Origin of the sequence: Flavobacterium sp. 5 (assembly GCF_002813295.1) — a bacterium.
In the GTDB taxonomy this organism is placed as follows: Bacteria; Bacteroidota; Bacteroidia; order Flavobacteriales; family Flavobacteriaceae; genus Flavobacterium.
The window spans coordinates 1,777,699-1,801,805 of record NZ_PHUE01000001.1 but is presented as its reverse complement, the minus strand read 5'-3'; the positions used below and the strand labels follow the sequence as shown (position 1 = coordinate 1,801,805).

22 protein-coding genes are annotated in these 24,107 nt (G+C 33.2%); 5 read left to right on the top strand and 17 right to left on the bottom strand.

Annotated elements, in window-relative coordinates; genetic code table 11:
• Positions 1–2: 2 nt before the first annotated feature.
• The 14 genes from nuoL to aspS all read right to left on the bottom strand — a co-directional run bounded on the left by nuoL (position 3) and on the right by aspS (position 12,672).
• Positions 3–1,886 carry an NADH-quinone oxidoreductase subunit L gene (gene nuoL, locus CLU82_RS07440; RefSeq protein WP_100844967.1) on the bottom strand — a complete coding sequence of 628 codons (1,884 nt, stop codon included), beginning with the start codon at positions 1,884–1,886 and terminating at the stop codon, positions 3–5.
• Between the two features lie 6 nt (positions 1,887–1,892).
• Positions 1,893–2,213 (bottom strand): NADH-quinone oxidoreductase subunit NuoK, encoded by a 321-nt coding sequence (nuoK, locus tag CLU82_RS07435; protein WP_100842493.1) that lies wholly within the window; start codon positions 2,211–2,213, stop codon positions 1,893–1,895.
• Positions 2,213–2,722 carry an NADH-quinone oxidoreductase subunit J gene (locus CLU82_RS07430; protein ID WP_100842492.1) on the bottom strand — a complete coding sequence of 170 codons (510 nt, stop codon included), beginning with the start codon at positions 2,720–2,722 and terminating at the stop codon, positions 2,213–2,215. The genes nuoK and CLU82_RS07430 overlap by 1 nt, the downstream gene beginning before the upstream one ends.
• A complete protein-coding gene (locus CLU82_RS07425; RefSeq protein ID WP_100842491.1) occupies positions 2,722–3,267 on the bottom strand; it encodes an NADH-quinone oxidoreductase subunit I in 546 nt (181 codons plus the stop codon). Before CLU82_RS07425 ends, CLU82_RS07430 begins: the two co-directional genes overlap by 1 nt.
• A 123-nt stretch (positions 3,268–3,390) precedes the next feature.
• The gene (gene nuoH, locus CLU82_RS07420; RefSeq protein ID WP_100842490.1) at positions 3,391–4,443 is read right to left on the bottom strand and encodes an NADH-quinone oxidoreductase subunit NuoH; all 1,053 of its coding nucleotides are present in this window, start codon (positions 4,441–4,443) and stop codon (positions 3,391–3,393) included.
• 3 nt (positions 4,444–4,446) lie between these two features.
• On the bottom strand, positions 4,447–5,478 hold the full coding sequence (locus tag CLU82_RS07415; protein ID WP_100842489.1) for a 2Fe-2S iron-sulfur cluster-binding protein: 1,032 nt from the start codon (positions 5,476–5,478) through the stop codon (positions 4,447–4,449).
• Between the two features lie 75 nt (positions 5,479–5,553).
• The gene (nuoF, locus tag CLU82_RS07410; protein ID WP_100842488.1) at positions 5,554–6,921 is read right to left on the bottom strand and encodes an NADH-quinone oxidoreductase subunit NuoF; all 1,368 of its coding nucleotides are present in this window, start codon (positions 6,919–6,921) and stop codon (positions 5,554–5,556) included.
• Position 6,922: 1 nt separating this feature from the next.
• Positions 6,923–7,453, bottom strand: coding sequence for an NAD(P)H-dependent oxidoreductase subunit E (nuoE, locus tag CLU82_RS07405; protein ID WP_100842487.1), 531 nt, complete (start codon positions 7,451–7,453; stop codon positions 6,923–6,925).
• A 91-nt stretch (positions 7,454–7,544) separates the two neighbouring features.
• On the bottom strand, positions 7,545–8,783 hold the full coding sequence (locus tag CLU82_RS07400) for an NADH-quinone oxidoreductase subunit D (protein WP_100842486.1): 1,239 nt from the start codon (positions 8,781–8,783) through the stop codon (positions 7,545–7,547).
• Between the two features lie 23 nt (positions 8,784–8,806).
• Complete coding sequence (locus CLU82_RS07395; protein ID WP_100842485.1) at positions 8,807–9,340, bottom strand: NADH-quinone oxidoreductase subunit C; 534 nt, start codon at positions 9,338–9,340, stop codon at positions 8,807–8,809.
• A 4-nt stretch (positions 9,341–9,344) separates the two neighbouring features.
• A complete protein-coding gene (locus CLU82_RS07390; RefSeq protein WP_100842484.1) occupies positions 9,345–9,893 on the bottom strand; it encodes an NADH-quinone oxidoreductase subunit B in 549 nt (182 codons plus the stop codon).
• A gap of 118 nt (positions 9,894–10,011) precedes the next feature.
• Positions 10,012–10,377 carry an NADH-quinone oxidoreductase subunit A gene (locus CLU82_RS07385; protein WP_100842483.1) on the bottom strand — a complete coding sequence of 122 codons (366 nt, stop codon included), beginning with the start codon at positions 10,375–10,377 and terminating at the stop codon, positions 10,012–10,014.
• A gap of 235 nt (positions 10,378–10,612) precedes the next feature.
• Positions 10,613–10,807, bottom strand: a complete 195-nt coding sequence (locus tag CLU82_RS07380) for a cold-shock protein (protein ID WP_077378011.1) — start codon at positions 10,805–10,807, stop codon at positions 10,613–10,615.
• Between the two features lie 110 nt (positions 10,808–10,917).
• A complete protein-coding gene (gene aspS, locus CLU82_RS07375) occupies positions 10,918–12,672 on the bottom strand; it encodes an aspartate--tRNA ligase (protein WP_100842482.1) in 1,755 nt (584 codons plus the stop codon).
• 217 nt (positions 12,673–12,889) lie between these two features.
• On the opposite strand from aspS, the gene CLU82_RS07370 reads away from it, so the two are divergent.
• The 3 genes from CLU82_RS07370 to CLU82_RS07360 all read left to right on the top strand — a co-directional run bounded on the left by CLU82_RS07370 (position 12,890) and on the right by CLU82_RS07360 (position 15,245).
• Positions 12,890–13,813 carry a TlpA disulfide reductase family protein gene (locus CLU82_RS07370; RefSeq protein WP_232735228.1) on the top strand — a complete coding sequence of 308 codons (924 nt, stop codon included), beginning with the start codon at positions 12,890–12,892 and terminating at the stop codon, positions 13,811–13,813.
• Between the two features lie 210 nt (positions 13,814–14,023).
• Entirely contained in the window at positions 14,024–14,383 is a 360-nt protein-coding gene (locus tag CLU82_RS07365; RefSeq protein ID WP_100844966.1) for a toxin-antitoxin system YwqK family antitoxin, read from the top strand.
• Positions 14,384–14,972: 589 nt separating this feature from the next.
• A complete protein-coding gene (locus CLU82_RS07360; protein WP_100842480.1) occupies positions 14,973–15,245 on the top strand; it encodes a DUF4242 domain-containing protein in 273 nt (90 codons plus the stop codon).
• A gap of 92 nt (positions 15,246–15,337) precedes the next feature.
• On the opposite strand, the gene CLU82_RS07355 is transcribed toward CLU82_RS07360, so the two are convergent.
• From CLU82_RS07355 to CLU82_RS07345, 3 genes are all read right to left on the bottom strand, one after another.
• Positions 15,338–15,937 (bottom strand): TetR/AcrR family transcriptional regulator, encoded by a 600-nt coding sequence (locus CLU82_RS07355; RefSeq protein WP_100842479.1) that lies wholly within the window; start codon positions 15,935–15,937, stop codon positions 15,338–15,340.
• Positions 15,938–16,311: 374 nt separating this feature from the next.
• On the bottom strand, positions 16,312–17,427 hold the full coding sequence (locus tag CLU82_RS07350; RefSeq protein ID WP_100842478.1) for an endo-1,4-beta-xylanase: 1,116 nt from the start codon (positions 17,425–17,427) through the stop codon (positions 16,312–16,314).
• A gap of 33 nt (positions 17,428–17,460) precedes the next feature.
• Positions 17,461–19,620 carry an alpha-glucuronidase family glycosyl hydrolase gene (locus tag CLU82_RS07345; protein WP_100842477.1) on the bottom strand — a complete coding sequence of 720 codons (2,160 nt, stop codon included), beginning with the start codon at positions 19,618–19,620 and terminating at the stop codon, positions 17,461–17,463.
• Positions 19,621–19,811: 191 nt separating this feature from the next.
• On the opposite strand from CLU82_RS07345, the gene CLU82_RS07340 reads away from it, so the two are divergent.
• Complete coding sequence (locus CLU82_RS07340; protein WP_198520200.1) at positions 19,812–22,052, top strand: glycoside hydrolase family 3 N-terminal domain-containing protein; 2,241 nt, start codon at positions 19,812–19,814, stop codon at positions 22,050–22,052.
• A gap of 45 nt (positions 22,053–22,097) precedes the next feature.
• A complete protein-coding gene (locus tag CLU82_RS07335; protein ID WP_100842476.1) occupies positions 22,098–24,035 on the top strand; it encodes a sialate O-acetylesterase in 1,938 nt (645 codons plus the stop codon).
• The last annotated feature ends 72 nt before the right edge of the window (positions 24,036–24,107 follow it).

Sequence of the window (24,107 nt, the reverse complement as noted above, 5' to 3'; positions counted from 1 at the left end):
AATTATTGAGCTAAAAATAAATAAGAAATAATGGCACATAAGCCTAAAACAAAGGCAAACAAATAAAGTCCAACACTTCCGTTTTGTAATTTTTTACCTTGAAGGCTAAGTTCACTAGTTACTTTTCCAAAGCCAAAGACAACTGATGAAATTCCAGTTTCTACATAGTCTCTAAACAATTTTGACAAACTGTTTATTGGCGCAACAAAAATAGCATCATACAATTCATCAATATAGTATTTATTGTAAAGTACTTTTGAAACACCTGTTATTTCCGAATCTTCGGCTGGAATTTCATGTTTAGAAATGTATTTAGCATAAGCAATTCCTATTCCAACTAGTCCACCTATAACAGCAATTCCCATCAACATGTATTCTGTAGTTCCTAAAGCATGTTCTTCATGAGCTGCTTGTGAAAACAAAGGCCCTAAATAACCATTTAACCAACTATCAGTTGGCAAACTGATTAAACCACCAATTGCTGCCAAAATTGCTAATACAATTAAAGGGAATGTTATTAATGCAGGGCTTTCATGTAAATGGTGTTTTTGTTCTTCTGTTCCTCTAAAATCTTTAAAGAAAGTTAAGAACATCAATCTAAACATATAGAAAGCGGTCATGATAGAAGCAACCGAACCAACAACCCAAAGAGGAATGTTATGATGGAAAGCGGTCATTAAAATTTCATCTTTAGAGAAAAACCCTGAAAATACAGGAACTCCTGAAATTGCTAATGAAGCAATAAGCATTGTCCAAAATGTAATAGGCATTGCTTTTTTCAAGCCTCCCATTTTACGCATATCTTGTTCTCCATGTAAACCGTGAATTACTGAACCAGAACCTAAGAACAAACAAGCTTTAAAGAAAGCGTGAGTGATTACGTGGAATACAGCTACTTCATAAGCACCAAAACCTAAAGCCAAAAACATTAATCCCAATTGAGAAACAGTAGAGTAGGCAAGAACTTTTTTGATATCCGTTTGAACCAAACCGATAGTTGCAGCAACCAATGAGGTTACACCCCCAATTACAGCAATGATAGTTTGTATTTCTGGAGTTAAGTCGAATAAAAAGTGCATTCTAGTTACCATGAAGATACCAGCAGTTACCATCGTAGCAGCATGTATTAATGCAGAAACAGGAGTTGGTCCTGCCATCGCATCAGGCAACCAAGTATATAATGGAATTTGTGCAGATTTACCACAAGCTCCGATAAACAATGCTAAAGCAGCAATGCTTAACCAATATGTATCAAGATTTTTTGTTCCTTCGATTGCTGTTTTTAAACTAGCAAAATCTAAAGTAGAGAACATATTTCCAAGAATGAAGATTCCGATTAATAAACCTAAATCCCCAATACGGTTCATAATAAAAGCCTTTTTGGCAGCATCGTTGTACTCTTGGTTTTTATGCCAAAATCCAATTAATAAGTATGAACAAAGTCCAACGCCTTCCCATCCAATAAACATTACTAATAAGTTACTACCTACTACTAATGAAATCATGAAGAAAATAAACAGATTCAAATACGCAAAAAACTTATGCATATTCTCATCATCGTGCATGTAGCTGATAGAATATAAATGAATCAATGACCCAATTCCAGTTACGAAAAGCAACCATAAAATGGATAATTGGTCTAATAAAAAACCAAAACTTACATGAAATTTACTAATCTGAATCCAATCAAATAATTCAATGCTTATAGGTTTTTGAGTTTGATTGATTTGTAAAAAGAAAGAAATCGCTACTGCAAAAGAAGCTACAATCGAAAGGGTTCCTATAATTCCAGAAACCGATTTCCCAAGGCTCTTCCCAAAGAAAATATTAATTAAAAATCCTAAAAAAGGAGTTAATAGTAAGACTAAAGCTAAATTGGTATCCATTGCCATTTATCCTTTTAAGTTTTTTAAATTATCAATACTAATAGAACCAATATTTCTAAATATCGAAACTAATATCGCTAGACCAACCGCAACCTCGGCAGCTGCTACAGCCATAGAGAAAAACACGAATACTTGACCTTGTGTATCTTGATGGTAAGTAGAGAAAGCTACAAATAATAAGTTAACAGCATTCAACATAATTTCAATAGACATAAATACAATGATAGCATTTCGTCTATATAAAACTCCAAAAATACCAACGCAAAAAAGCGTTACACATAGGAAGATATAGTTCTCTATACCAATCTGAGTTAAAATATTGTTCATTATTTTTCTAATTTTTCTTTTTTAGACAATAACACAGTTCCAATCATCGCTACCAATAACAAGATAGAAGCAAATTCAAACGGAACCATATACTCATTCAATAATGCTTTTCCGAGTACTTTTATCGATTGGTAATCTTGACCAGTATAATCGTATTCAACAATAGGTTTAGAATCAATGAATATTTTTATCAAAACCAAACATACCAAACAAAAGGAAACTACAGCTCCTAATCTGGTGAAACGCGGTTTATGAACTTCATCCGCTTCATTCAAATTCATCAACATTATGGTAAAGAGCAATAAAATCATAATCGCTCCAGAGTAAACAATAATATGTACAATGGCTAAAAACTGAGCATTCAACAACAAATAGTGCCCTGCAATAGAGAAAAAACAAATCACTAAGTAAATCGCACTGTGAATTGGATTTCTACTAAAAATAGTTAAAAAAGCTGTTAGCAATGTGATTGCAGACAATACACAAAATAAAATAAGTACTGTTGACATTAGTTAGCGTTTTTAAGTTGAGTGTTTTTCAAAGCCATTTCCATTGGCATAACTAGTTTATCTTTTCCAAAAATAAAATCTTCTCTTTCATAACTAGAAGGAACTAATTCTTTAGATAAAGTCAAATAGATAGCATCTTTTGGACAAGCTTCTTCACATAGTCCGCAAAAAATACATCTCAACATATTGATTTCATATATTTCAGCATATTTTTCTTCTCTGTAAAGGTGTTTTTCATCCGCTTTACGTTCTGCTGCCTTCATTGTGATAGCTTCAGCAGGACAAGACAAAGCACATAATCCACAAGCGGTACAGTTTTCTCTACCTTCTTCATCACGTTTCAACATGTGTTGACCACGATATACAGGACTCATTTCACGTACTTGCTCAGGATATTGAATCGTAGCTTTTCTTTTGAATAAGTGTTTTATCGTAATGGCTAAACCTTTTACAATCGCTACCAAATACAATCGCTCCAAAAAAGTCATCTCTTTATTGGAGACCATTTTTTTTCTTCCCGATAAGGATATAGTTTCTATTGACATTTTTTATTTTTTATTTGTAGCTAATCCTGCTATCCGTTGCAATCTTTTATGTTTTAAAGAAAAACATAAAAGGATTTCCACTTCTATCAGGGCTAGTGACGTTTTCTAAGGAAATTTGTTCTGTTAAAATCCGAAATAAGCAGCGATATCACTTCTTAAAATTACTATTCCAGTTATCATAATATTTGCAATAGCAAGTGGAATCAAAATTCTCCAACCCAAATGCATCAATTGGTCATATCTAAATCTTGGTATCGTCCAACGAACCCACATGATAAAGAAGATGAAACCACATAATTTACCAAACAACACCATCATTCCAATTACGTTGGCAATATTTCCACCCAAATGTTCTGAAACCCATCCCATTCCAGGATAATTGTATCCACCAAAGAACAAGACAGCCATAATTGTCGAAGAAATAAACATATTTGCATATTCTGCGAACAAATAGAATCCCATTTTCATCGAAGAATATTCCGTATGGTAACCTCCAATTAATTCCGATTCACATTCCGCTAAATCAAAAGGAGTTCTGTTTAATTCTGCAAAAGCACAAATCAAGAAGATCAAGAAAGTAAGCGGTTGATAAAAAACATTCCAATGCCATTCTGATTGTTGCATGGAGATTTCTTTTAAACTCAATGTTCCTGTCATCATCGTCAAAGCGATTATAGACAATCCCATTGCAACCTCATAAGAAACCATTTGCGAAGCCGCTCTAATAGCTCCCATCAGAGAGAATTTATTATTAGAAGCCCAACCACCAATCATGATGCCGTAAACTCCTAAAGAAACTACTCCAAAAATGTATAAAAGACCAATATTAATGTCAGTTGCTTGTAATAAAATATCTCTTCCAAACAAGTGTAATTTATCTCCCCAAGGAATAACAGCACTTGTCATCAAAGCTGTACTCATGGCAACAGTAGGACCAACAATAAATAAAAATTTATTAGGTGTGTTTGGGATAAATTCTTCTTTTGCAAATAATTTACCACCATCTGCAAGTGGTTGAAGCAATCCCCAAGGTCCTGCTCTGTTTGGTCCAACTCTATCTTGTAACCAAGCAGCAACTTTACGTTCAGCCCATGTAGAATACATAGCCATCAACATCGTAAGAGCAAAAATTATTACTATAAAAACACCTTTCTCTATAACAAATGTACTATCCATTTTTTAAGATTGTTTAGTGTTAATGTCTAATGGATTTGAAGCCATACTAATTTTTTTGCGATCTTGGTCTCTACCCAAAAGGATATTTTTCTCAGTAGCGATTTCTACTTTCTCTAATTTTTGAGTGTAATTGTTTTGATTGATAACAGAATCTTTTTCAAATTCTCTTGGTCCTTCAATTGTCCAATCATTAACATCTTTGTGGTCAAAACGACAACTGTTACAAATGAACTCTTCCACTTCATGGAACTCATCTTTACGACCAGTTACACGTTGGATTTCCCCACCAAACATCCAAACAGTAGTTTTTCCACAACATCCTGGAGTAGTACATTCTCTGTGTGCATTGTAAGGTTTGTTGAACCAAACTCTAGATTTGAATCTAAAAGTTTTGTCAGTCAAAGCACCAACAGGACATACATCAATCATATTTCCAGAAAACTCATTATCTATAGCTTTTGAAATACAAGTCGAAATATTAGCATGATCACCACGATCCATTACACCATGAACACGATTGTCTGTCAATTGATCTGCAACTTGCACACATCTTTGACATAAAATACAACGATTCATGTGTAATTGAATATTTGGACCAATATCTTCTGGTTCAAATGTTCTTTTTTCTTCAATAAAACGAGATTGTGATTTTCCGTGTTCGAAGCTTAGGTTTTGTAAATCACATTCTCCAGCTTGATCACAAATAGGGCAATCTAGTGGGTGATTAATTAACAAAAATTCAGTTACTGCTTTTCTTGCTTCTTGAACTCTAGTAGATGCTTTACTAGCGATTTCCATTCCGTCTTGACAGCCAGTTACACAAGAAGCCATCAATTTTGGCATAGGTCTTGGGTCAGCGTCACTACCTTTGGTTACATCGACTAAACAACAACGGCATTTTCCACCGCTCCCCTTTAATTTAGAATAATAGCACATCGCTGGCGGAACAACTTCTCCACCAATCATACGTGCAGCTTGCAAGATCGTTGTTCCTGCTTCTACTTCAATTTCTTGACCGTCTATAGTTACTTTCATTATTATTTTTGTTTGAAAGTTTCAGGTTTAAAGTTTCAAGTTGCTAGAACTTTAAACTTTAAACTTTAAACATTTTTAAACTGTTTCTTTGCTTACTAAGTGTTTTACCTTTTCGAATGGCTCTGCTACAAAGTGGTCTCTGTTTTTTATTTTTTCTGGAAAACGAATATGGTATTCAAATTCATCTCTAAAGTGACGAATCGCCGCTGCAACTGGCCAAGCCGCTGCATCACCAAGAGGACAGATAGTGTTTCCTTCAATTTTACTTTGAATACTCAAAAGCAAATCGATATCTTCTTCACGTCCGTGTCCGTTTTCAATTCTGTGCAATACTTTTTCCATCCAACCTGTACCTTCTCTACATGGAGTACATTGTCCACAGCTTTCATGGTGATAAAAACGAGAAAAATTCCAAGTGTTACGAACAATACAAGAAGTGTCGTTGTAAACGATAAATCCTCCAGAACCTAACATTGATCCAGTGGCAAAACCACCGTCACTTAAGGATTCGTAAGACATCAAACGATCTTCTCCTGCTGCTGTTTTGTATATTAAATTCGCTGGTAAAACTGGAACAGAACTTCCTCCAGGTACAAATGCTTTTAATGGACGGTCTGAACTCATTCCGCCTAAATATTCGTCAGAATTCATGAATTCATAAACGCTTAATCCTAATTCAATTTCATAAACTCCAGGGTTTTTAATATGTCCCGAAGCAGAAATTAATTTAGTTCCTGTAGATCTTCCAATACCAATTTTAGCATAATCAGCACCTGAATTATTTACAATCCATGGCACAGCTGCAATTGTTTCTACGTTGTTTACTACAGTTGGATTTGCCCAAAGTCCTGAAACTGCAGGAAATGGTGGTTTGATACGAGGATTTCCTCTTTTTCCTTCCAATGATTCAATCAGCGCCGTTTCTTCTCCACAGATGTAAGCTCCACCACCGATTTGAACATATAAATCCAAGTCGTAACCAGTTCCTAATATATTTTTTCCTAAAAAGCCTGCTGCTTTTGCTTCAGCAATAGCTCTTTCTAAAATTTTATAAACCCACATATATTCTCCACGAATGTAGATATATGAAAGGTTAGCACCCAACGCATAGCTAGAAGTAATCATTCCTTCAATCAATAAGTGTGGAATGTATTCCATCAAATAACGATCTTTAAATGTTCCTGGCTCAGACTCATCTGCGTTACAAACTAAATGTCTTGGTTTTCCTGATTTTTTATCAATAAAACTCCATTTCATTCCAGCTGGGAAACCAGCACCACCCCGACCACGTAATCCAGAAGTTTTTACTTCTTCGACTACTTCGTCTGGAGTTAATGTTTTTAAAGCTTTTTCTACAGAAGCATAACCACCGTTTTGGCGATATACTTCGTAGGTTTTAATACCAGGAATATTGATTTTATCTAATAATATTTTTTGTGACATCTTATTTATCGTGTAATATTATTTTATCGTCTTTACAATCAGCGATTAACTGATCGATTTTTTCTTTATTCAAATGTTCTTTGTAAAAATCTCCCAATTGCATCATTGGAGCATAACCACAAGCACCCAAACATTCAACTCCTCTTACTTCAAAAAGGCCATCTGCTGTAGCTTGTCCAACAGGAACGCCTAATTTTTCACAGGTGTAATCCATTAAATCTTCAACGCCATTCAAACAACATGGAGAAGTTTGGCAGAATTCAAACATGTATTTACCAATTGGTCTTTGGTTGAACATGGTGTAAAAAGTAACTACTTCATACACTTCTATTGGCTTGATTAGTAAAATTTCGGCAACTTTATCTTGCAATTCAATACTCAACCAATTGTCATGAGCGTCTTGAACTTCATGCAAAACGGGAAGTAAAGCTGACTTTCTTTTGTCTTCTGGATAATGACTGATTAGTTCATTGATGCGAGACATCAACGCTTCGGTCATATTTATTTCTTGTTTGTAATGTTTACGTTCCATTTGGTATTATTTTGAATTTTGAATTTTTATTATTTTAAATTTTTAAATGCTTTTGACATTCATAATTCATAATTAAAAATTCATAATTTTTTTATGCGTCTAATTCTCCAGCAATAACATTTAAACTTGATAAAATAACAATTGCATCAGATAACATTGAACCTTTAATCATCTCTGGATAAGCTTGATAAAAGATAAAACAAGGTCTCCTGAAGTGTAATCTATAAGGAGTTCTGCTTCCGTCTGTTACTAAATAGAATCCGATTTCTCCATTTCCTCCTTCAACAGGGTGATAAATATCTGCTACAGGAACTGGAACTTCACCCATTACAATTTTGAAATGATAAATCAATGATTCCATATTGTGATATACATCTTCTTTTGGAGGAAGGTAATAATCAGGAACTTCAGCATGATATTCATTTCCTTCTGGCATTTTATCTAAAGCCTGACGAATAATGCTTAAACTTTCCCAAACTTCGGCGTTTCTTACGCAAAAACGGTCATAAGTATCTCCTGATTTTCCAACTGGAACGATGAAGTCAAAATCTTCGTATGAAGAATAAGGTTGTGCTACACGAACATCATAATCGATACCCGCTGCACGTAAATTTGGACCTGTAAATCCATAAGCCATTGCTTTTTCAGCTGTAATAGCTCCAACATTTACAGTTCTATCAATAAAGATTCTGTTTCTTTCGAATAAGTTTTCGAATTCTTTCCAAGCAACTGGAAAATCTCTCAAAAAGTCATCTAATTTTCTAAAAGCTTCTGGTGACCAATCTCTTTCAAAACCACCAATTCTTCCCATGTTTGTAGTAAGACGAGCTCCGCAAATTTCTTCGTAGATTTCGTATACTTTTTCTCTAAATTGAAATACATAAAGGAATCCAGTGTAAGCTCCAGTATCAACACCTAAAATTGAATTACAAATCAAGTGGTCGGTAATACGAGCCAACTCCATTATAATAACTCTTAGGTATTCAACTCTTTTAGGAACTTTTATGTCAAGAAGTTTTTCAAGTGTCATCCACCATCCCATATTGTTGATAGGAGAAGAACAATAGTTCATTCTATCGGTAAGAGGTGTGATTTGGTAAAAAGGACGATTTTCGGCAATTTTCTCGAAAGCTCTGTGGATGTAACCAATAGTTGGTTCCGCTTCAAGAATTCTTTCACCATCCATCAACAAGATATTTTGGAAAATACCGTGCGTTGCTGGGTGAGTAGGACCTAAATTCAGAATAGAAAGTTCGCTTCCGTCTTCATTGTGTCTCTCTTTGATTATTTTAGCATAGCGATGCTCTGGTGGTAATAATAGTTCTGACATTTATCTAATGTGAAAAATTATATTTATTTAACTATTGATTGGTTGATTGTTGTTCTTCCAAAATACCTGTCGTCTTTATCAGTTCTTCCACTGTCTTCCATTGGGAACTCTTTACGCATTGGGAAAGAAATCATTTCATCCATGTTCAAAATACGTTTCAATTGTTGATGTCCGATGAAATTTACTCCATAGAAATCATAAGTTTCTCTTTCCATCCAGTTAGAACATAAAAAGATGTTTGATAAGGTTTTGATTTCTGGATTGGAACCGTTTATGAAGGCTTTGATTCGGATTCGCTTGTTTTCGTACCAATTGTGTAAATGATAAACGATAGCAAACTGTCTGTTTTCTTCATTATCTGGATAATGTATTCCACATAAATCTGTCAAAAAATGAAAACGTAAAGTAGGATCATTTTTTAAAAAAAGGATAACAGCAGTATTGATGTCTGAATCCATTTCAAATGTGAAGATGTCTCTTTCTTGGTAAAATTTGTTAACCTTTGAACCAAAAGTTTCTACTAACTTCTCTTGAATTTCTGTTGTCTCTAATGCCATTTTCTTATTGAATGTTATAAGATGCCAATAATTCTTTGTATTCTGGTGAGCTTCTTCTTCTTACAGATTCGCTTTTTACTAATTCTTGTAGTTTCATTACGCCGTCTACAATTTGTTCTGGTCTTGGAGGACATCCAGGAACATAAACATCAACAGGAATCACTTTGTCAATTCCCTGTAAAACAGAGTAAGTATCAAAGATTCCACCTGACGAAGCGCAAGCACCAACGGCAATTACCCATCTAGGTTCTGCCATTTGTTCGTAAACTTGACGTAAAATCGGAGCCATTTTTTTAGAAATAGTTCCCATTACTAATAGCATATCTGCCTGACGAGGTGAGAAACTCACTCTTTCAGATCCAAAACGCGCTAAATCATAATGTGATGCCATTGTTGCCATAAATTCAATTCCGCAACAAGAAGTGGCAAAAGGTAAAGGCCAAAGAGAATTGGCACGTGCTAATCCAACAACGTCATTCAGTTTTGTGGCGAAGAATCCTTCTCCAGTAACACCTTCTGGTGGGGCAACCATATTTATTTTTGAATCACTCATTTCTTTTAAAATTATGAATTGTGAATTATGAATTATGAATTCATAATTTAAAACATTTTTAAGTAACTATTAAGAAACCAGAATTTATTATTCGTAATTTCAAATTCGTAATTAATTTTTATTCCCACTCCAAAGCTTTCTTCTTGATAATATAGAAAAAACCAACCAAAAGCAACATCATAAAGATAATCATTTTAAACATTCCTTCAACACCTAACTCTTTGAAATTCACAGCCCAAGGATATAGGAATATTACTTCAACATCAAATAGAACGAACAAGATGGCTACGATGAAATATTTTACAGAAAATGGTATCCTAGCGTTTCCAACAGATTCAATTCCACACTCAAAGTTCTTGTCTTTATTTTCAGACAATCTTTTTGGGCCTAATTTTCCAGAAATAATGATCATACCAACAACAAATCCAACAGCTAAAAGAAGCTGCATGAAGATTGGAATATAATTTATTTGTTCAGATTGCATAATTGTCAATTTTAGCTTTAAAATTTGTTACAAAGATAGCCTTAGTGTTATTAAAACACAAGTTTTGTTACAGATTAAGTAGTGTTAATAACTTCTTAAAATCCTAATTTTTATTGATTATAAATAATCACTTGAAATTGTTTGTTTTTGGGATAAGTGCAAAAAAAAACGTTCCGATATAATCGGAACGTTTTTTAGACGTTTTTTGCAATAAAACAGTAAACTATTTTGGAGCTTAAAGTACTGCTACTTTAGCTGCAACTTTACCTTTTCTTCCTTCTTCTTCTTCATAGCTAACTCTGTCACCTTCGCGTAATTCTTCCGCGTTGATTCCTGATGCATGAACAAAAATGTCTTTTCCTGTTTCTTCGTCTGTAATGAATCCGTAACCTTTAGATTCATTGAAAAATTTAACTGTACCTGTACGCATTGTAATAGTAATAATAATTTATAATGTCGCAAATGTAATCTTTAATATAATACGAAAATCATTATGACATTAATTTTTTTCTAAAATTATTGATATTCAAGTGTTTTTACCTAATTGTTTGAATTTAATTTAATATGTAATTCCTTTAATTGCGATTCATCAATAACGGATGGTGCGTCTATCATTACATCTCTTCCAGAATTGTTTTTTGGAAAGGCAATAAAGTCACGAATTGTTTCCTGACCTCCTAATATTGCTACTAAACGGTCAAGTCCAAATGCTAAACCACCATGAGGTGGAGCACCAAATTGGAATGCATCCATTAAGAAACCAAATTGAGCTTTAGCCTCATCTTCAGTAAAACCTAAATATTTAAACATTAATTGCTGAGTTGCTTTATCATGGATACGAATTGATCCTCCGCCAATTTCATTACCATTCAATACCATATCATAGGCATTGGCACGAACTTTTCCAGGTTCAGTTTCTAATAAACTCATGTCTTCTGGTTTTGGAGAAGTAAAAGGGTGATGCATGGCATGGTAACGCCCGCTTTCTTCATCTAGTTCTAATAAAGGGAAGTCAACTACCCAAAGTGGAGCAAACTCAGCTGGATTTCTTAAACCCAAACGAGTTGCTAATTCCATACGCAATGCGCTTAATTGGGCTCTAGTTTTATCAGCAGGTCCAGAAAGAACAAAAATCATATCGCCAGCTTTTGCGCCTGTTGTTTTTGCCCAATTGGTTAAATCGTCTTGATCATAGAATTTATCTACAGAAGATTTGAAAGTGCCATCGTCGTTACATTTTGCATAAACCATTCCGCTTGCGCCAACTTGAGGACGTTTTACCCAGTCAATTAAAGCATCAATTTCTTTACGCGTATAATTTCCTGCTCCAGGAACAGCGATTCCAACAACTAATTCTGCTGAATTGAATACTGGAAATTCTTTATGTTGTGCAAATTCGTTTAACTCACCAAATTTCATTCCGAAACGAATGTCCGGTTTGTCATTTCCGTATGTTTTCATAGCATAATCGTAGGTAATTCTTGGGAATTTATCTACATCGATACCTTTTATTTCTTTTAATAAATGACGAGTCAGTCCTTCAAAAATATTTAAAATATCTTCTTGTTCAACAAAAGCCATTTCACAATCGATTTGTGTAAACTCTGGTTGACGGTCTGCACGTAAATCTTCGTCACGGAAACATTTTACAATTTGAAAATATTTATCCATTCCACCAACCATCAATAATTGTTTGAAAGTTTGTGGTGATTGTGGTAAAGCATAAAATTGTCCTTCGTTCATTCTAGATGGAACAACAAAATCTCTAGCTCCCTCTGGAGTCGATTTGATTAAGTAAGGAGTCTCTACTTCACAGAAATCCAAATCAGATAAATATTTACGAACTTCCATTGCCACTTTGTGACGGAAAAGCAAACTGTTTTTTACTGGATTTCTTCTAATATCAAGGTAACGGTATTTCATTCGAATGTCTTCTCCACCATCAGTTTCATCTTCAATAGTGAAAGGAGGAGTTAAAGAAGCATTTAATATGTTTAGTTCAGTAACTAAAATTTCGATTTCTCCAGTAGGAATGTTTTTGTTTTTAGCTTCACGCTCAATAACAGTTCCTTTAACTTGAATCACGTATTCACGTCCAAGTGTTTTTGCAGCTTCAAAAACTTCTTTTATAGAACGACTTTCGTCAAAAATCAATTGAGTAATTCCGTAACGATCGCGTAAATCGACCCAATTCATAAAACCTTTATCTCTAGATTTTTGAACCCAACCGGCAAGAGTAACTTCTGTATTGATATGTGAGGCATTTAATTCGCCACAATTATGACTTCTGTACATGATATAAATTTTAGACTGCAAAAGTAAACACAAAATTCAAATTAATATAATAAAGTGAGTAAGTTGGTGAATATTAAATGAAATGTTTTGTTATTGTATAGATTTTCAGATAGAATATCTTTAGATTTGAATTGTAATATTAAACATGTTAATGATGAAAAAAATTATGTTTTTAGTACCTGTTGTTTTGTTTTTTTTCAGTGCTAATGCTCAAACTATGAATCTAATAAAATTTACAGCTAGAATAGAAAATAGAAATAGTGATACTTTGATTATAAGACAAAATAATTTTAAGCAAATTATTCCGATAAATAAAAATGAAGTCTTTGAAGCTACTTTTGAAGCCCCTACTGGATTTTATCTACTCTACTATGGGACAGATGCTTTAGGATTATATTTAAAGCCAGATTCTGAAGTTAATTTAACATTGAATAGTAAACAGTTTGCCGAAACAATTGTATTTAAAGGAAAAGGGTCTAAAGAAAATAATTTTTTAGCACAACAAGTATTAAAAAATAAAAAATTTGAAGAGGAAGCTTTTTTAAAAGAGCCTACAGAATTTGCTTCTTTATTAGAAGTTAAGAAGAAAAATGATTTAGAGGGTCTTGAAAAGGGAGATTATGATCCGGAATTTAAAGAGCGCTTAAAAGGGAATTTCGATGTCTATAGTATTAATGCAGTAAATGATTATGCAAGGGTTACTAAGATGAATAAACTTAAAGAGAAACTCTCTCCAGATTTTGATTATGAAAATTATAAAGGAGGTAAGACCAGACTTTCGGATTTAAAAGGCAAATATGTTTACATCGATATTTGGGCAACATGGTGCGGTCCATGTAAAGCTGAAATTCCTTTTCTAAAAAAAATTGAAAAGAAGTATCATGGTAAGAATATCGAATTTGTGAGTATATCTATTGATGAAAAAAATGAAAAATGGAAAAAATTTGTATTAGATAAAAATTTAGGAGGAATTCAATTGATTGCAGATAAAGAATGGGAGTCTGAATTTGTTCAGAGTTATGGTGTAGTTGGAATTCCGAGGTTTATATTACTTGATCCAATCGGAAATGTTTTAGAAGCAGATGCAGATAGACCATCTTCGGATAATTTACAAACAAAATTTGATGCTTTGTTAGAATAGTTTGTGAAATTTATAACGTTATCGTAATTTTTAAATTTTTTCAAAAATACCAGTTAAATCAATCCTTTAGCGTTGGTTTTTATATTTTAAATGAATTTCCAATGTTAAGCTTTTGCCTGTGTTACCAAATTGTTAAGTAAAAGTTTTTTTAATGTAAATTTTGTTCTTAATTTTGATGTAACAAGATGTAAACAATTAAAAATAAGCGATATGAAAAAGTTAGTGATTTTGACTGCGATATTATTTTCTGGAGTTGTTTTTGCGCAAGATGCAAAACCAGTTTTAGAGCCTTTTGGTAAAAAATTAAAAGCTACCTATTTTTATGAAAATGGGCAAATACAACAAGAAGGATATTTTGAAAATGGAAAACTGGAAGGAATTTGGGTTTCTTATAATGAAGCAGGAGATAAAATTGCGTCTGGTGAGTATGTTGCAGGAGTAAAAACTGGAAAATGGTTTTTCTGGTCTCAAAATACTGAAAAAAGTAGCCTTTGTGAAGTAGATTTTTCAAACAATCAAATATCAAAAGTTAAAAACTGGAGACAAGATGCTTTTGCAACTTCTAATTAATTAGTAGTAACAAGGTATTAAAGAAGCCCATTTTGTAAATTCAAAGTGGGTTTCTTTTTTTAACATCTATAAAAGATTTTATGGCGTTATATGTTTGTTAAAATGGAGATTGGAGAAGCAAATTTGTTGTAAATTTAATATGGAAAAACAGCGCATTGTTTAAAGCAAAATTTAGAATTAGTTAGTTTAAATGTTTGATTTGTCAATGCTTTAAATAATTAAGTTTTGCGACTGTAAAGAAATCGGCTCTTACAGGTTTCTGTGAAAGCCGATTTTGATTTTTAGAGTGTTTTTTAAAGATTTTGATTTAAAAAACAATTGTATGTTGCGATCTTTTTTTAATAGCTTCTTTGGAGTTAATATATTTCTCTTACTTTAAAATATAGATGGTGTTTTTTTACATAACGAATGAAAGAAAGGAAAATCCGATCCGAAGTTTTTGCAAAGGGACACGCTTCACCAGCGATTGTAAACTGACGAAGTATCTAAATACTGAATGTTTTAGAATAGATTAATGTGTTTATTAGGGAGCTACTATAAGCAAAGAGTTTTAGTACTAGTTTCTGTTTAAATTATTTATCTGATTATTATGCCTAAGTATGTTATTGAAAGAGAAATTCCCAATGCAGGGAATTTGACTACAGAACAATTAAAAGATATTTCGAAAATATCTTGTGGAGTCTTAAGTAAAATGGGGCCTGAAATTCAATGGAATCACAGTTATGTGACAGGCGATAAAATTTATTGTGTTTATATTGCGCCTAATGAAGAAATGGTTAGGGAGCATGCTAGTAAAGGAGGATTTCCTGCTAATAAAGTTAGCCTTGTTTCGGGAATAATTGATCCAACAACTGCAGAGTAATACTGTCACAATTTTATTTAGTACATCTCAAACTTAATTAGTTTACTCATTGGAAATGTTCCAGATGATATTGCATGGGTCAAAATGACTACTTATTGAGTTTTAGCTTTAAGTAATTGTTTTTCGAGCTCGATGATTCCTTTTGGTGAAGCCATAGCTCTGGTATGGTATTCTAATGCTTCTAATTCTAGATTTCTAGATTCTTTTTCAGAAATGGTATTTTCTTTAATGCTAAAAATCAAGATATAATAGAAATTTACATAAACATCTATATCGAGTTCTTTTCGATAGAGGTCTTGTTGAATTCCTTTTTCTATATTTTGTTTGAACCACATGTTACATTTATTAACTTCACGTGACATTACTTTTTGATATATTTCTGGATAATGTTTTTTTAATTGGTAAAGAGGTGAGGTGTCAGTGGTTTGAAACATTTCTTTGAACATTTTTCTGATCTCAAAATTTTCTTCAATGGCATTATGGTTTTTGGATACAATAGTATCTATCACGTGATGAAGTGATTGATGAACTTCCTGAGTACTTACATCTATTAATAATTCTTTATTACAAAAATATTTGTAAATGGTTTTTTTAGAGATACACATCTCACCCGCAATATCATCCATAGTGACGCTTTTAAAACCTAATTTTAAAAACAAGTCACTAGCTTTGGATATAATTTTCTCTTTCATTGTGTGTTATAACTAGTTGTTTTTACTTTGCTAAGATATCTTTAAAATTATTTTTTGTAATGTTTTCTAAAGCAAATATAGAAAGCAAATATTAGTATCAAAATAAGTTTTTGAAGTACTGTTTTTATGAATTTGAAGACTAGGTTGTTAATTTTTTTTGACCTTTAGATATTTTTTAAAAGTAATTGAATAATTACTTTTAAAAAATTAAAAGGGACTTTCAAAGTATATATGAAAGTCCCCTTTTTTTAATAAAATATTTAAAAGAGATTTGCTTTAAACGAAGTCTACTGAACTACCTTTGAAATAAAAATAAATTCAAGTAATCTCTCTTGCAAAAAGCATAAATTAAACTCGTTGAATAAAATTTAATCTTATTTTTTAGTTGTATTTATAACGCTGTAATATGCTTTTTTAGGTTTCAATTTAGCGTCAAATAAAAGTGGGTAATTAGTTCTTCCTTTAATTGGCCAGTCATTTAGCCAAGATTGCCCATCGTGAACTCCCCAAAAAGTAACACGGCTAATTTTATCTTTATGTTTTAAAAACAATTTAAAAATATCCGAATAGCGTTTTGCTAATTTTTCTTGTATAGAATCTGGTAAACTTTGTGGATATGGATTCATTTTTGGAGTGTTTTCAAACTGCTGACTGATTTCGGCTCCCTGTAACTCCCAAGGGCTTGGTAATACGGAGATGTCTAATTCTGTAAAAGCTACTTTTACTCCCAAATCAGAATATGCTAAAATACTTTTTTCAATTTCATCAATTGTCGGTGAATTTAATTGCCAGTGACCTTGCATGCCAATTCCGTCTATTTTAATCCCTTTAGCCTGAATTTTTTTGACCATTTTAATAACAGCCTCTCTTTTTGCAGGGTTAGTCATGCTATAATCATTGTAATATAAATCTGCATTTGGATCTGCTTTGGCTGCTAATTGAAATGCATATGCTAAATAATCCTCCCCCAAAGTTTCTAAAAAAACAGATTTTCGCAATGTTCCATCATCGTTCACGGCTTCGTTTACCACATCCCAAGAGTCAATTTTTCCTTTATAACGGGAAACAATTGTAGAAATATGGTCTTTCATGACATTTTTCAACTCGGTACTATCTTTAATTTCAGCTATCCAAGGAGATAGTTGACTGTGCCATATTAAAGTATGCCCGTGAATAAACATCTTGTTTTTTTGCCCGAAAGCAACAAATTTATCTGATAAATCAAAGGCATATTTTTCTTTTTGAGGATGAATATTCATTGATTTCATGATGTTTTCAGCAGTAATACTATTGAACTGAGAAACTATTAGTGTATTTTCCGCTGTATTTTTTTCTTCAATTTGAGATTCATTTATAGCAGTTCCAATATAAAAACTCTTTTTAAAAGTATCTTTTAAGTTTGGATTTTTTGAATGGTGTTCTTTTTGTGAATAACAGCTTGAAAAGGTTATTGTTGCGAAAAGTGTTAAAAAAAAAGGATATGTCTTCATAGGATAATGGTGTTTTATAATTGTATAGTTAGTTTATATTCCAGGTGCAAATGGGAATTGTAAAGATTCAAAATAGTCTAATGTTTTTGTTGGTTTTTCGACACCTTGTGGTAATTGTTTTTTTGAATATTGTTGAAAATAAAGTAAACAAGCATCACGCCACCATTTGGCTTCCTGATTTTGAATTTCTAATAATTGCTGAACTTCTTTAAAGCGTTCTTTGTCTACATATTTTTCGGTTTTATTCCAAGTGGTTTGCATTGATTTTACATCGTCAACGCCTTGTTGGTATTGAAGTGCTAGTCCATCCCAAAGAGTATTTCCGTTTTTTAATTTATAATCCCAAGAAACATGATGAAACCATAATAAGTACTTTTCGGGACAAGTTTCTAAATTGTCAAATTTTTTTTCAACTTCAGGAAAAAACTGAGTTGTTGCTTTTGTTCCTGTTTTTGATCGGTCAAAACCAATTCCGTTGGCATCAGCTTTGTGATAATAAACTGGATTCCATTCGGGTCTGGATAGGTTGTTAACCCAAGGACCAGGTCCATAATGATGATTGGTTGCCATGATGTGATGCAGACCCAATGGCGTCATGTAATTGACAACTGCCTCTCTTGAATTGATCATCATTTTTTTTACAGGATTTACAAAGTTATCATCGTTTGAAAATGTGGAACGTAACCATTCTTCTGCAATCGTTTCTGCATCTAAATTAGGATTCCAAGCCAGCCTTCCAAAGCCATACCAATTTGCCTGCGCAAAAGGATGTCCAGTCCAGTTAAGATCACTCCCAATATTAGACACTCCAGCAATCCCGCTAATTGTATGATTTTCTAAAGTTCCATCTACAATTTTAGCAACAGTTGATCCTTTACCTTTGCTATAAGTATCCGATTGTAAAACCTCCTGATACAATTTTGGTAAAAAGACTAAATGAGAGCTAAAACCCAAATATTCTTGAGTAATTTGAAATTCCATCATTAATGGTGTTTTGGGCATGGCTCCAAACATGGGATGGAAAGGTTCTCTTGGCTGGAAATCAATTGGACCATTTTTAACTTGTACAATTACATTTTTTCTAAATCTCCCATCGTAAGGCACAAATTCTGAAAATGCTTGTTTGGCACGATCATCAACATCATGTTCTGAATATACAAATGCTCTCCACATTATTACACCTCCAAACGGTGAAACAGCATCAGCAAGCATATTGGCGCCATCAACATGGTTTTTGCCATAATTTTGTGGACCTGGTTGTCCTTCTGAATTCGCTTTTACCAAAAAACCACCAAAATCTGGAATTTGATTATAAATTTCCTTTGCTTTTTCTTTCCACCAATTGATAACATCTTTATCTGTTGGATCAGCAGTTTTTAAACCTCCAATTTCTATAGGCGCAGAAAAACGAGCTGTTAAATATACTTTTATACCGTAAGGTCGAAAGGCATTGGCTAAAGCTTTAACTTTTTCTAAATATAAAGGGGTAAGGATTAATGCATTTGCATTTACATTCGTTAGTACTGTTCCGTTAATTCCAATCGAAGCATTCGCACGAGCATAATTGATGTAACGTTGTTCAATAAAAAGAGGTAATTTTTGCCAATTCCATAAAGATGAACCAGCATAACCACGTTCCACTTTTCCATCTAAGTTATCCCAATGGTTTAATATACGGATGTCGGTTTTTGGTGAATCTATAATATTTAGGTTTTCTATTGATTTGTTGGTTTGAATCAATTTTAAGAAATTAAAAGCGCCGTATAAAACCGCTACATCTGTTTTTCCTGTAATTAGGATATTTTTTGTGTTATTATTAGTTATGGTTTTAATAATATACCCATCCTTTTGTATCTTTTCAAGATTCGATTTTATAAGGTTTTGGAAATCTTTGTCTAATGAAGAGTAGGTACCAATAATGATGCTGTTTTCTTTTTTTGTTGTTAGTCCAATGCTATTTCCTAACATGCTCTGTAATCCTGTTTGCATTTCATTTAATGCAACTTGTAGCGTTTCTGATTCTCCATATTTTACAATTCCTTGAACGTTTTTGTGATAGTTGGATACCGTTTCAGGGCTTGTAATTGGTGAATATTGCAGCCATAATTTATAATCATTTTGGGCATTAGAGAGACTATAGGTTAAAAGAAAAAGACAGAAAAAAATATTTTTATGTTGTTTCTTATGTTTCATATCTGGTGAGTTTAAGTCTTAATAATGATTATATGGAAATAAAATTACTTTAAAAATATACATTCAATAAATTTAAACTTAAAAAAATATATTTATATTTGCAATCGGTTGCGTAAAATTATATCATTGTATCTGAAGAAAAAAATTTATTTCTATATTTTTCAATCAGTTTTATTTAAATCTAGTAAGTAATGAAAAAAATACTACATAGTGCCCTGTTTTTACTTTTGATAGTATTTGCTCCTAACAGAATAGAGGCGCAAACTAACTCATCTGATAAAATGAATTTTCCTTTTCAAAATTCTTCATTATCAATAGAGGAAAGGATAAAAGATTTAATTTCCAGATTGACGTTAGAGGAAAAAGTCAATCAAATGATGAACAATACATCAGCCATCGAACGATTAGGGATTTTGCCATATAGTTACTGGAATGAAGCGTTGCATGGCGTTGGAAGATCTTCAGTTGCAACGGTTTTTCCACAAGCCATTGGTCTTGGTGCTACTTTTGATTCTGATTTAGCATATCGTGTATCTTCGGCAATTTCAGATGAAGCAAGAGCATTATACAATACCTCGAAAGCCAAAGGTTATTTTAAACAATATGGAGGTTTGACATTTTGGACACCAAATATTAATATTTTCAGAGATCCTCGTTGGGGACGTGGGCAGGAAACCTATGGTGAAGATCCTTTTTTAACGGCTTCTATAGGTGTTTCATTTGTAAAAGGATTGCAGGGTGATAATCCAAATTATTTAAAGACTGCTGCTTGTGCCAAACATTTTGCAGTGCATAGCGGTCCTGAAAAATTGCGCCATGAGTTTAATGCTGTGGCTTCTCCAAAAGATTTAGAGGAAACGTATTTGCCTGCTTTTCATGCTTTAGTTGATGTTAAAGTCGAAGCAGTTATGTGTGCCTATAATAGTACGAATGGAGCACCTTGTTGTTCGAATAATTATTTGATTACAGATGTTTTAAGAAAAAAATGGAATTTTAAAGGGCATGTATTAAGTGATTGTGGTGCTCTTCAGGATTTATATACGCCAAAGGAAAAAAATGGTCATGGAGTCGTACAAACAGAAGCCGAAGCTGCCGCACTTGCTCTCAAAAGTGGAGTAAGTTTGGATTGTGGAAATACTTATGAAGCTTTGCCAGAAGCCATTCGGAAAGGGTTGATTACTGAAAAAGAAATTGATAACCAATTAGCAGTTTTGTTACATACTCGTTTCAAACTAGGATTGTTCGATCCTATTGGAAGCAATCCGTATGATGCTATTTCTTTGGATGTAGTAGGCAGTAAGGAACATCGTGCCTTGGCTAAAGAGGTTGCTGAAAAAAGCATTGTTTTACTGAAAAACAATGGTGTTTTACCTCTAAAAAAAGATCTTTCAAAATATTTTGTAACAGGACCAAATGCTGCTAATATTGATGTGCTTTTAGGGAACTATTACGGAATCAGTTCTGATATGGTAACGGTTTTGGAAGGTATTGCTCATAAAGTAAGTGAAGCTAGTCAACTGCATTACCAAATGGGCGCTATGTTTAATCAAACTGGAATCAATCCAATAGATTGGGCAAGTGGAAATGCAGGTCAGAGTGATGTAACTATTGCGGTTATAGGTATTTCTGGTTTGATTGAAGGTGAAGAAGGGGAGTCATTGGCATCTCCAACAGCTGGAGATCGTTTGGATTATAATATTCCGCAGAGCCAAATTGATTATTTACGAAAATTAAGAAAAATAGCAAATAAAGATGCCAATGGAGGAAAACCAATTGTAACAGTTGTAACAGGTGGAAGCCCAATGAATTTGGCTGAAATTCAAGAATTATCAGATGCAGTTCTGTTGGTTTGGTATCCAGGTGAAGAAGGAGGAAATGCTATTGCAGATATTTTGTTTGGAGATCGTTCTCCTTCTGGAAAATTGCCCATTACTTTTCCTAAATCATATGATCAATTACCCGATTATGTAAATTATAGTATGAAAGGAAGAACGTATAAGTATATGAATGTTGAACCTTTATATCCTTTTGGTTTTGGATTAAGTTATGCGGATTTTAAATATACTAATCTTCAGGTTTCATCTAAGAAAATAGCCAAAAACCAATCACTTTCAGTTACCGTTGATGTGACTAATTCTGGGAAAATACAATCAGATGAAGTGGTACAATTGTATGTTTCTGATTTGATTGCATCGGTTGAAGTGCCTAACTTTCAGCTTTCAGGAATTAAAAGAATTCATTTAAATGCAGGAGAAACTCAAAAAATAACATTCGAATTGTTGCCAAAAGCTTTTGAAATGGTTAAAAATGATGGAAATAGAATCATCGAACCGGGAGAGTTTAAAATCTTCGTTGGAGGATCAAGTCCGATGAAAAAAAGTTTTGATTTGGGAGCTCCTAAAATGGCAGAAACTATAATAACCATAAAATAACAAGGTAACTGCTGTCAAATTATATTACTAACAAAATATATAAAAATGAAATACCTACTTTTGGTTTTTAGTGTCTTTTTGGTCTTTCAGGCAAACATGAGAGCACAAATTAAATTGCCGCGACTCATTAGTAATGGAGTTGTTTTGCAACGTAATGAAGAATTAAAAATTTGGGGTTGGGCAGCTGCGAACGAAAATGTACAATTGAAATTTAATTCGAAAGTATATTTTGCCAAAGCGGATAATACCGGTAATTGGGTAATTATATTGCCAAAGCAAAAAGCAGGTGGTCCCTATGAAATGGTTTTTGAAGCTAGTAATTCGGTTACGGTTTCAGATGTTTTGTTTGGTGATGTTTGGGTTTGCTCAGGGCAATCGAATATGGAATTACCAATGGAACGTCTTAAAGAAAAGTATGGAGAAGAAATTAAGAATGCAACCAATTCTAAAATCAGGCAATTTTTAGTAGCTGATAAATATAATCTTAAAAAAGAAGAAACCGATTTTGATTCTGGTTCATGGGTAAGTTGTTCGCCTAAAAATGTGTTGGATTTTTCTGCGGTGGCTTATTTTTTTGCTACGGCTATTTATGCAAAAGAAGGAGTTCCAATTGGATTAGTAAATACTGCTCTCGGCGGTTCTCCAGTAGAATCATGGATGAGTAAAAAGGCTTTAAAATCCTTCCCGGAAGCCTATCAAGAAGCAGAAAAGTTTAAAAATGACGCTCTTATTGAAGAGATTACCAAAAGTGATCAAAAACGAAGTGACGATTGGTACGCTGAATTAAACTCTAAAGACAAAGGTTTTACAAACGGAAAACCTGTTTGGAATCAATCGAATACCGATTTGTCGGATTGGAAAGAAATGACAATTCCAGGATATTGGGCAAATGAATCTTTAGGAAATATCAATGGAGTTGTTTGGTTCAAAAAGGAATTTACGGTTCCTAATTCATTTGTGGGTAAATCAGCCAAATTGGTTTTAGGTCGCATTGTCGATCAGGATTTTGCGTATATCAATGGTGATTATGTGGGCACAACAGGTTATCAGTATCCACCAAGAAAATATGAAATTGGATCATCAGTTTTAAAAGAAGGAAAAAATACAATTACTGTTCGTGTGATTAATAACTCAGGTCAAGGAGGTTTTGTGTTAGATAAGCCATATTGTTTAGTTGTAGGTAATGATAGCATTGATTTAAAAGGGAATTGGAAATACCAATTAGGAACCGAAATGAAGCCTTTAATAGGGTCAACTTTTATTAGATGGAAACCAGAAGGATTATATAATGCGATGATTGCCCCTTTGTTAAACTTCAAAATAAAAGGAGTGATTTGGTATCAAGGTGAGTCTAATGCTGGAAATCCATACAATTATAAAGAAGCATTCTCGACGATGATTACCGATTGGAGAACGAATTGGAAACAAGGTGATTTTCCGTTTTTGTTCGTACAATTAGCTAATTTTATGGAGAGTAATTCTAACCCAGTTGAAAGTAATTGGGCTAGATTGAGACAAGCACAATACGAAACTTTGGCTATTCCCAATACAGGAATGGCTGTTATTACGGATATAGGAGAATGGAATGATATACATCCTTTAAATAAGGAAGATGTTGGAAAAAGATTGGCGCTCCAAGCTCGTAAATTTGCGTATGGCGAAACAAAACTCGTAGCTTCTAGTCCATCTCCAAACACATTTAAATTTGAAAATGATCAAGTAATTATTGATTTTAAAGATGTTGGCAAAGGTTTAGTTGTAAAAAAGGGTACTGATTTAAAATCGTTTGCTATTTCAAATGATGGGATAAATTTTGTTTGGGCAAAAGCTGAAATAATTGGAAACCAAGTAAAAGTTTGGAATCCTGAAATTAAAAGCCCAACCATTGTCCGCTATGCTTGGGCGGATAACCCAGCTGATGCAAATTTGTTTTCTAAAGAGGGTTTACCAGCGACACCATTCGAGATTAAGAAAAAGAATTAGAAATAAAATTTGTCAGAATAAGGGACATGATTTCTTGTGTTTTTTTATAGCACGCAAATTTATAAAGAAAAA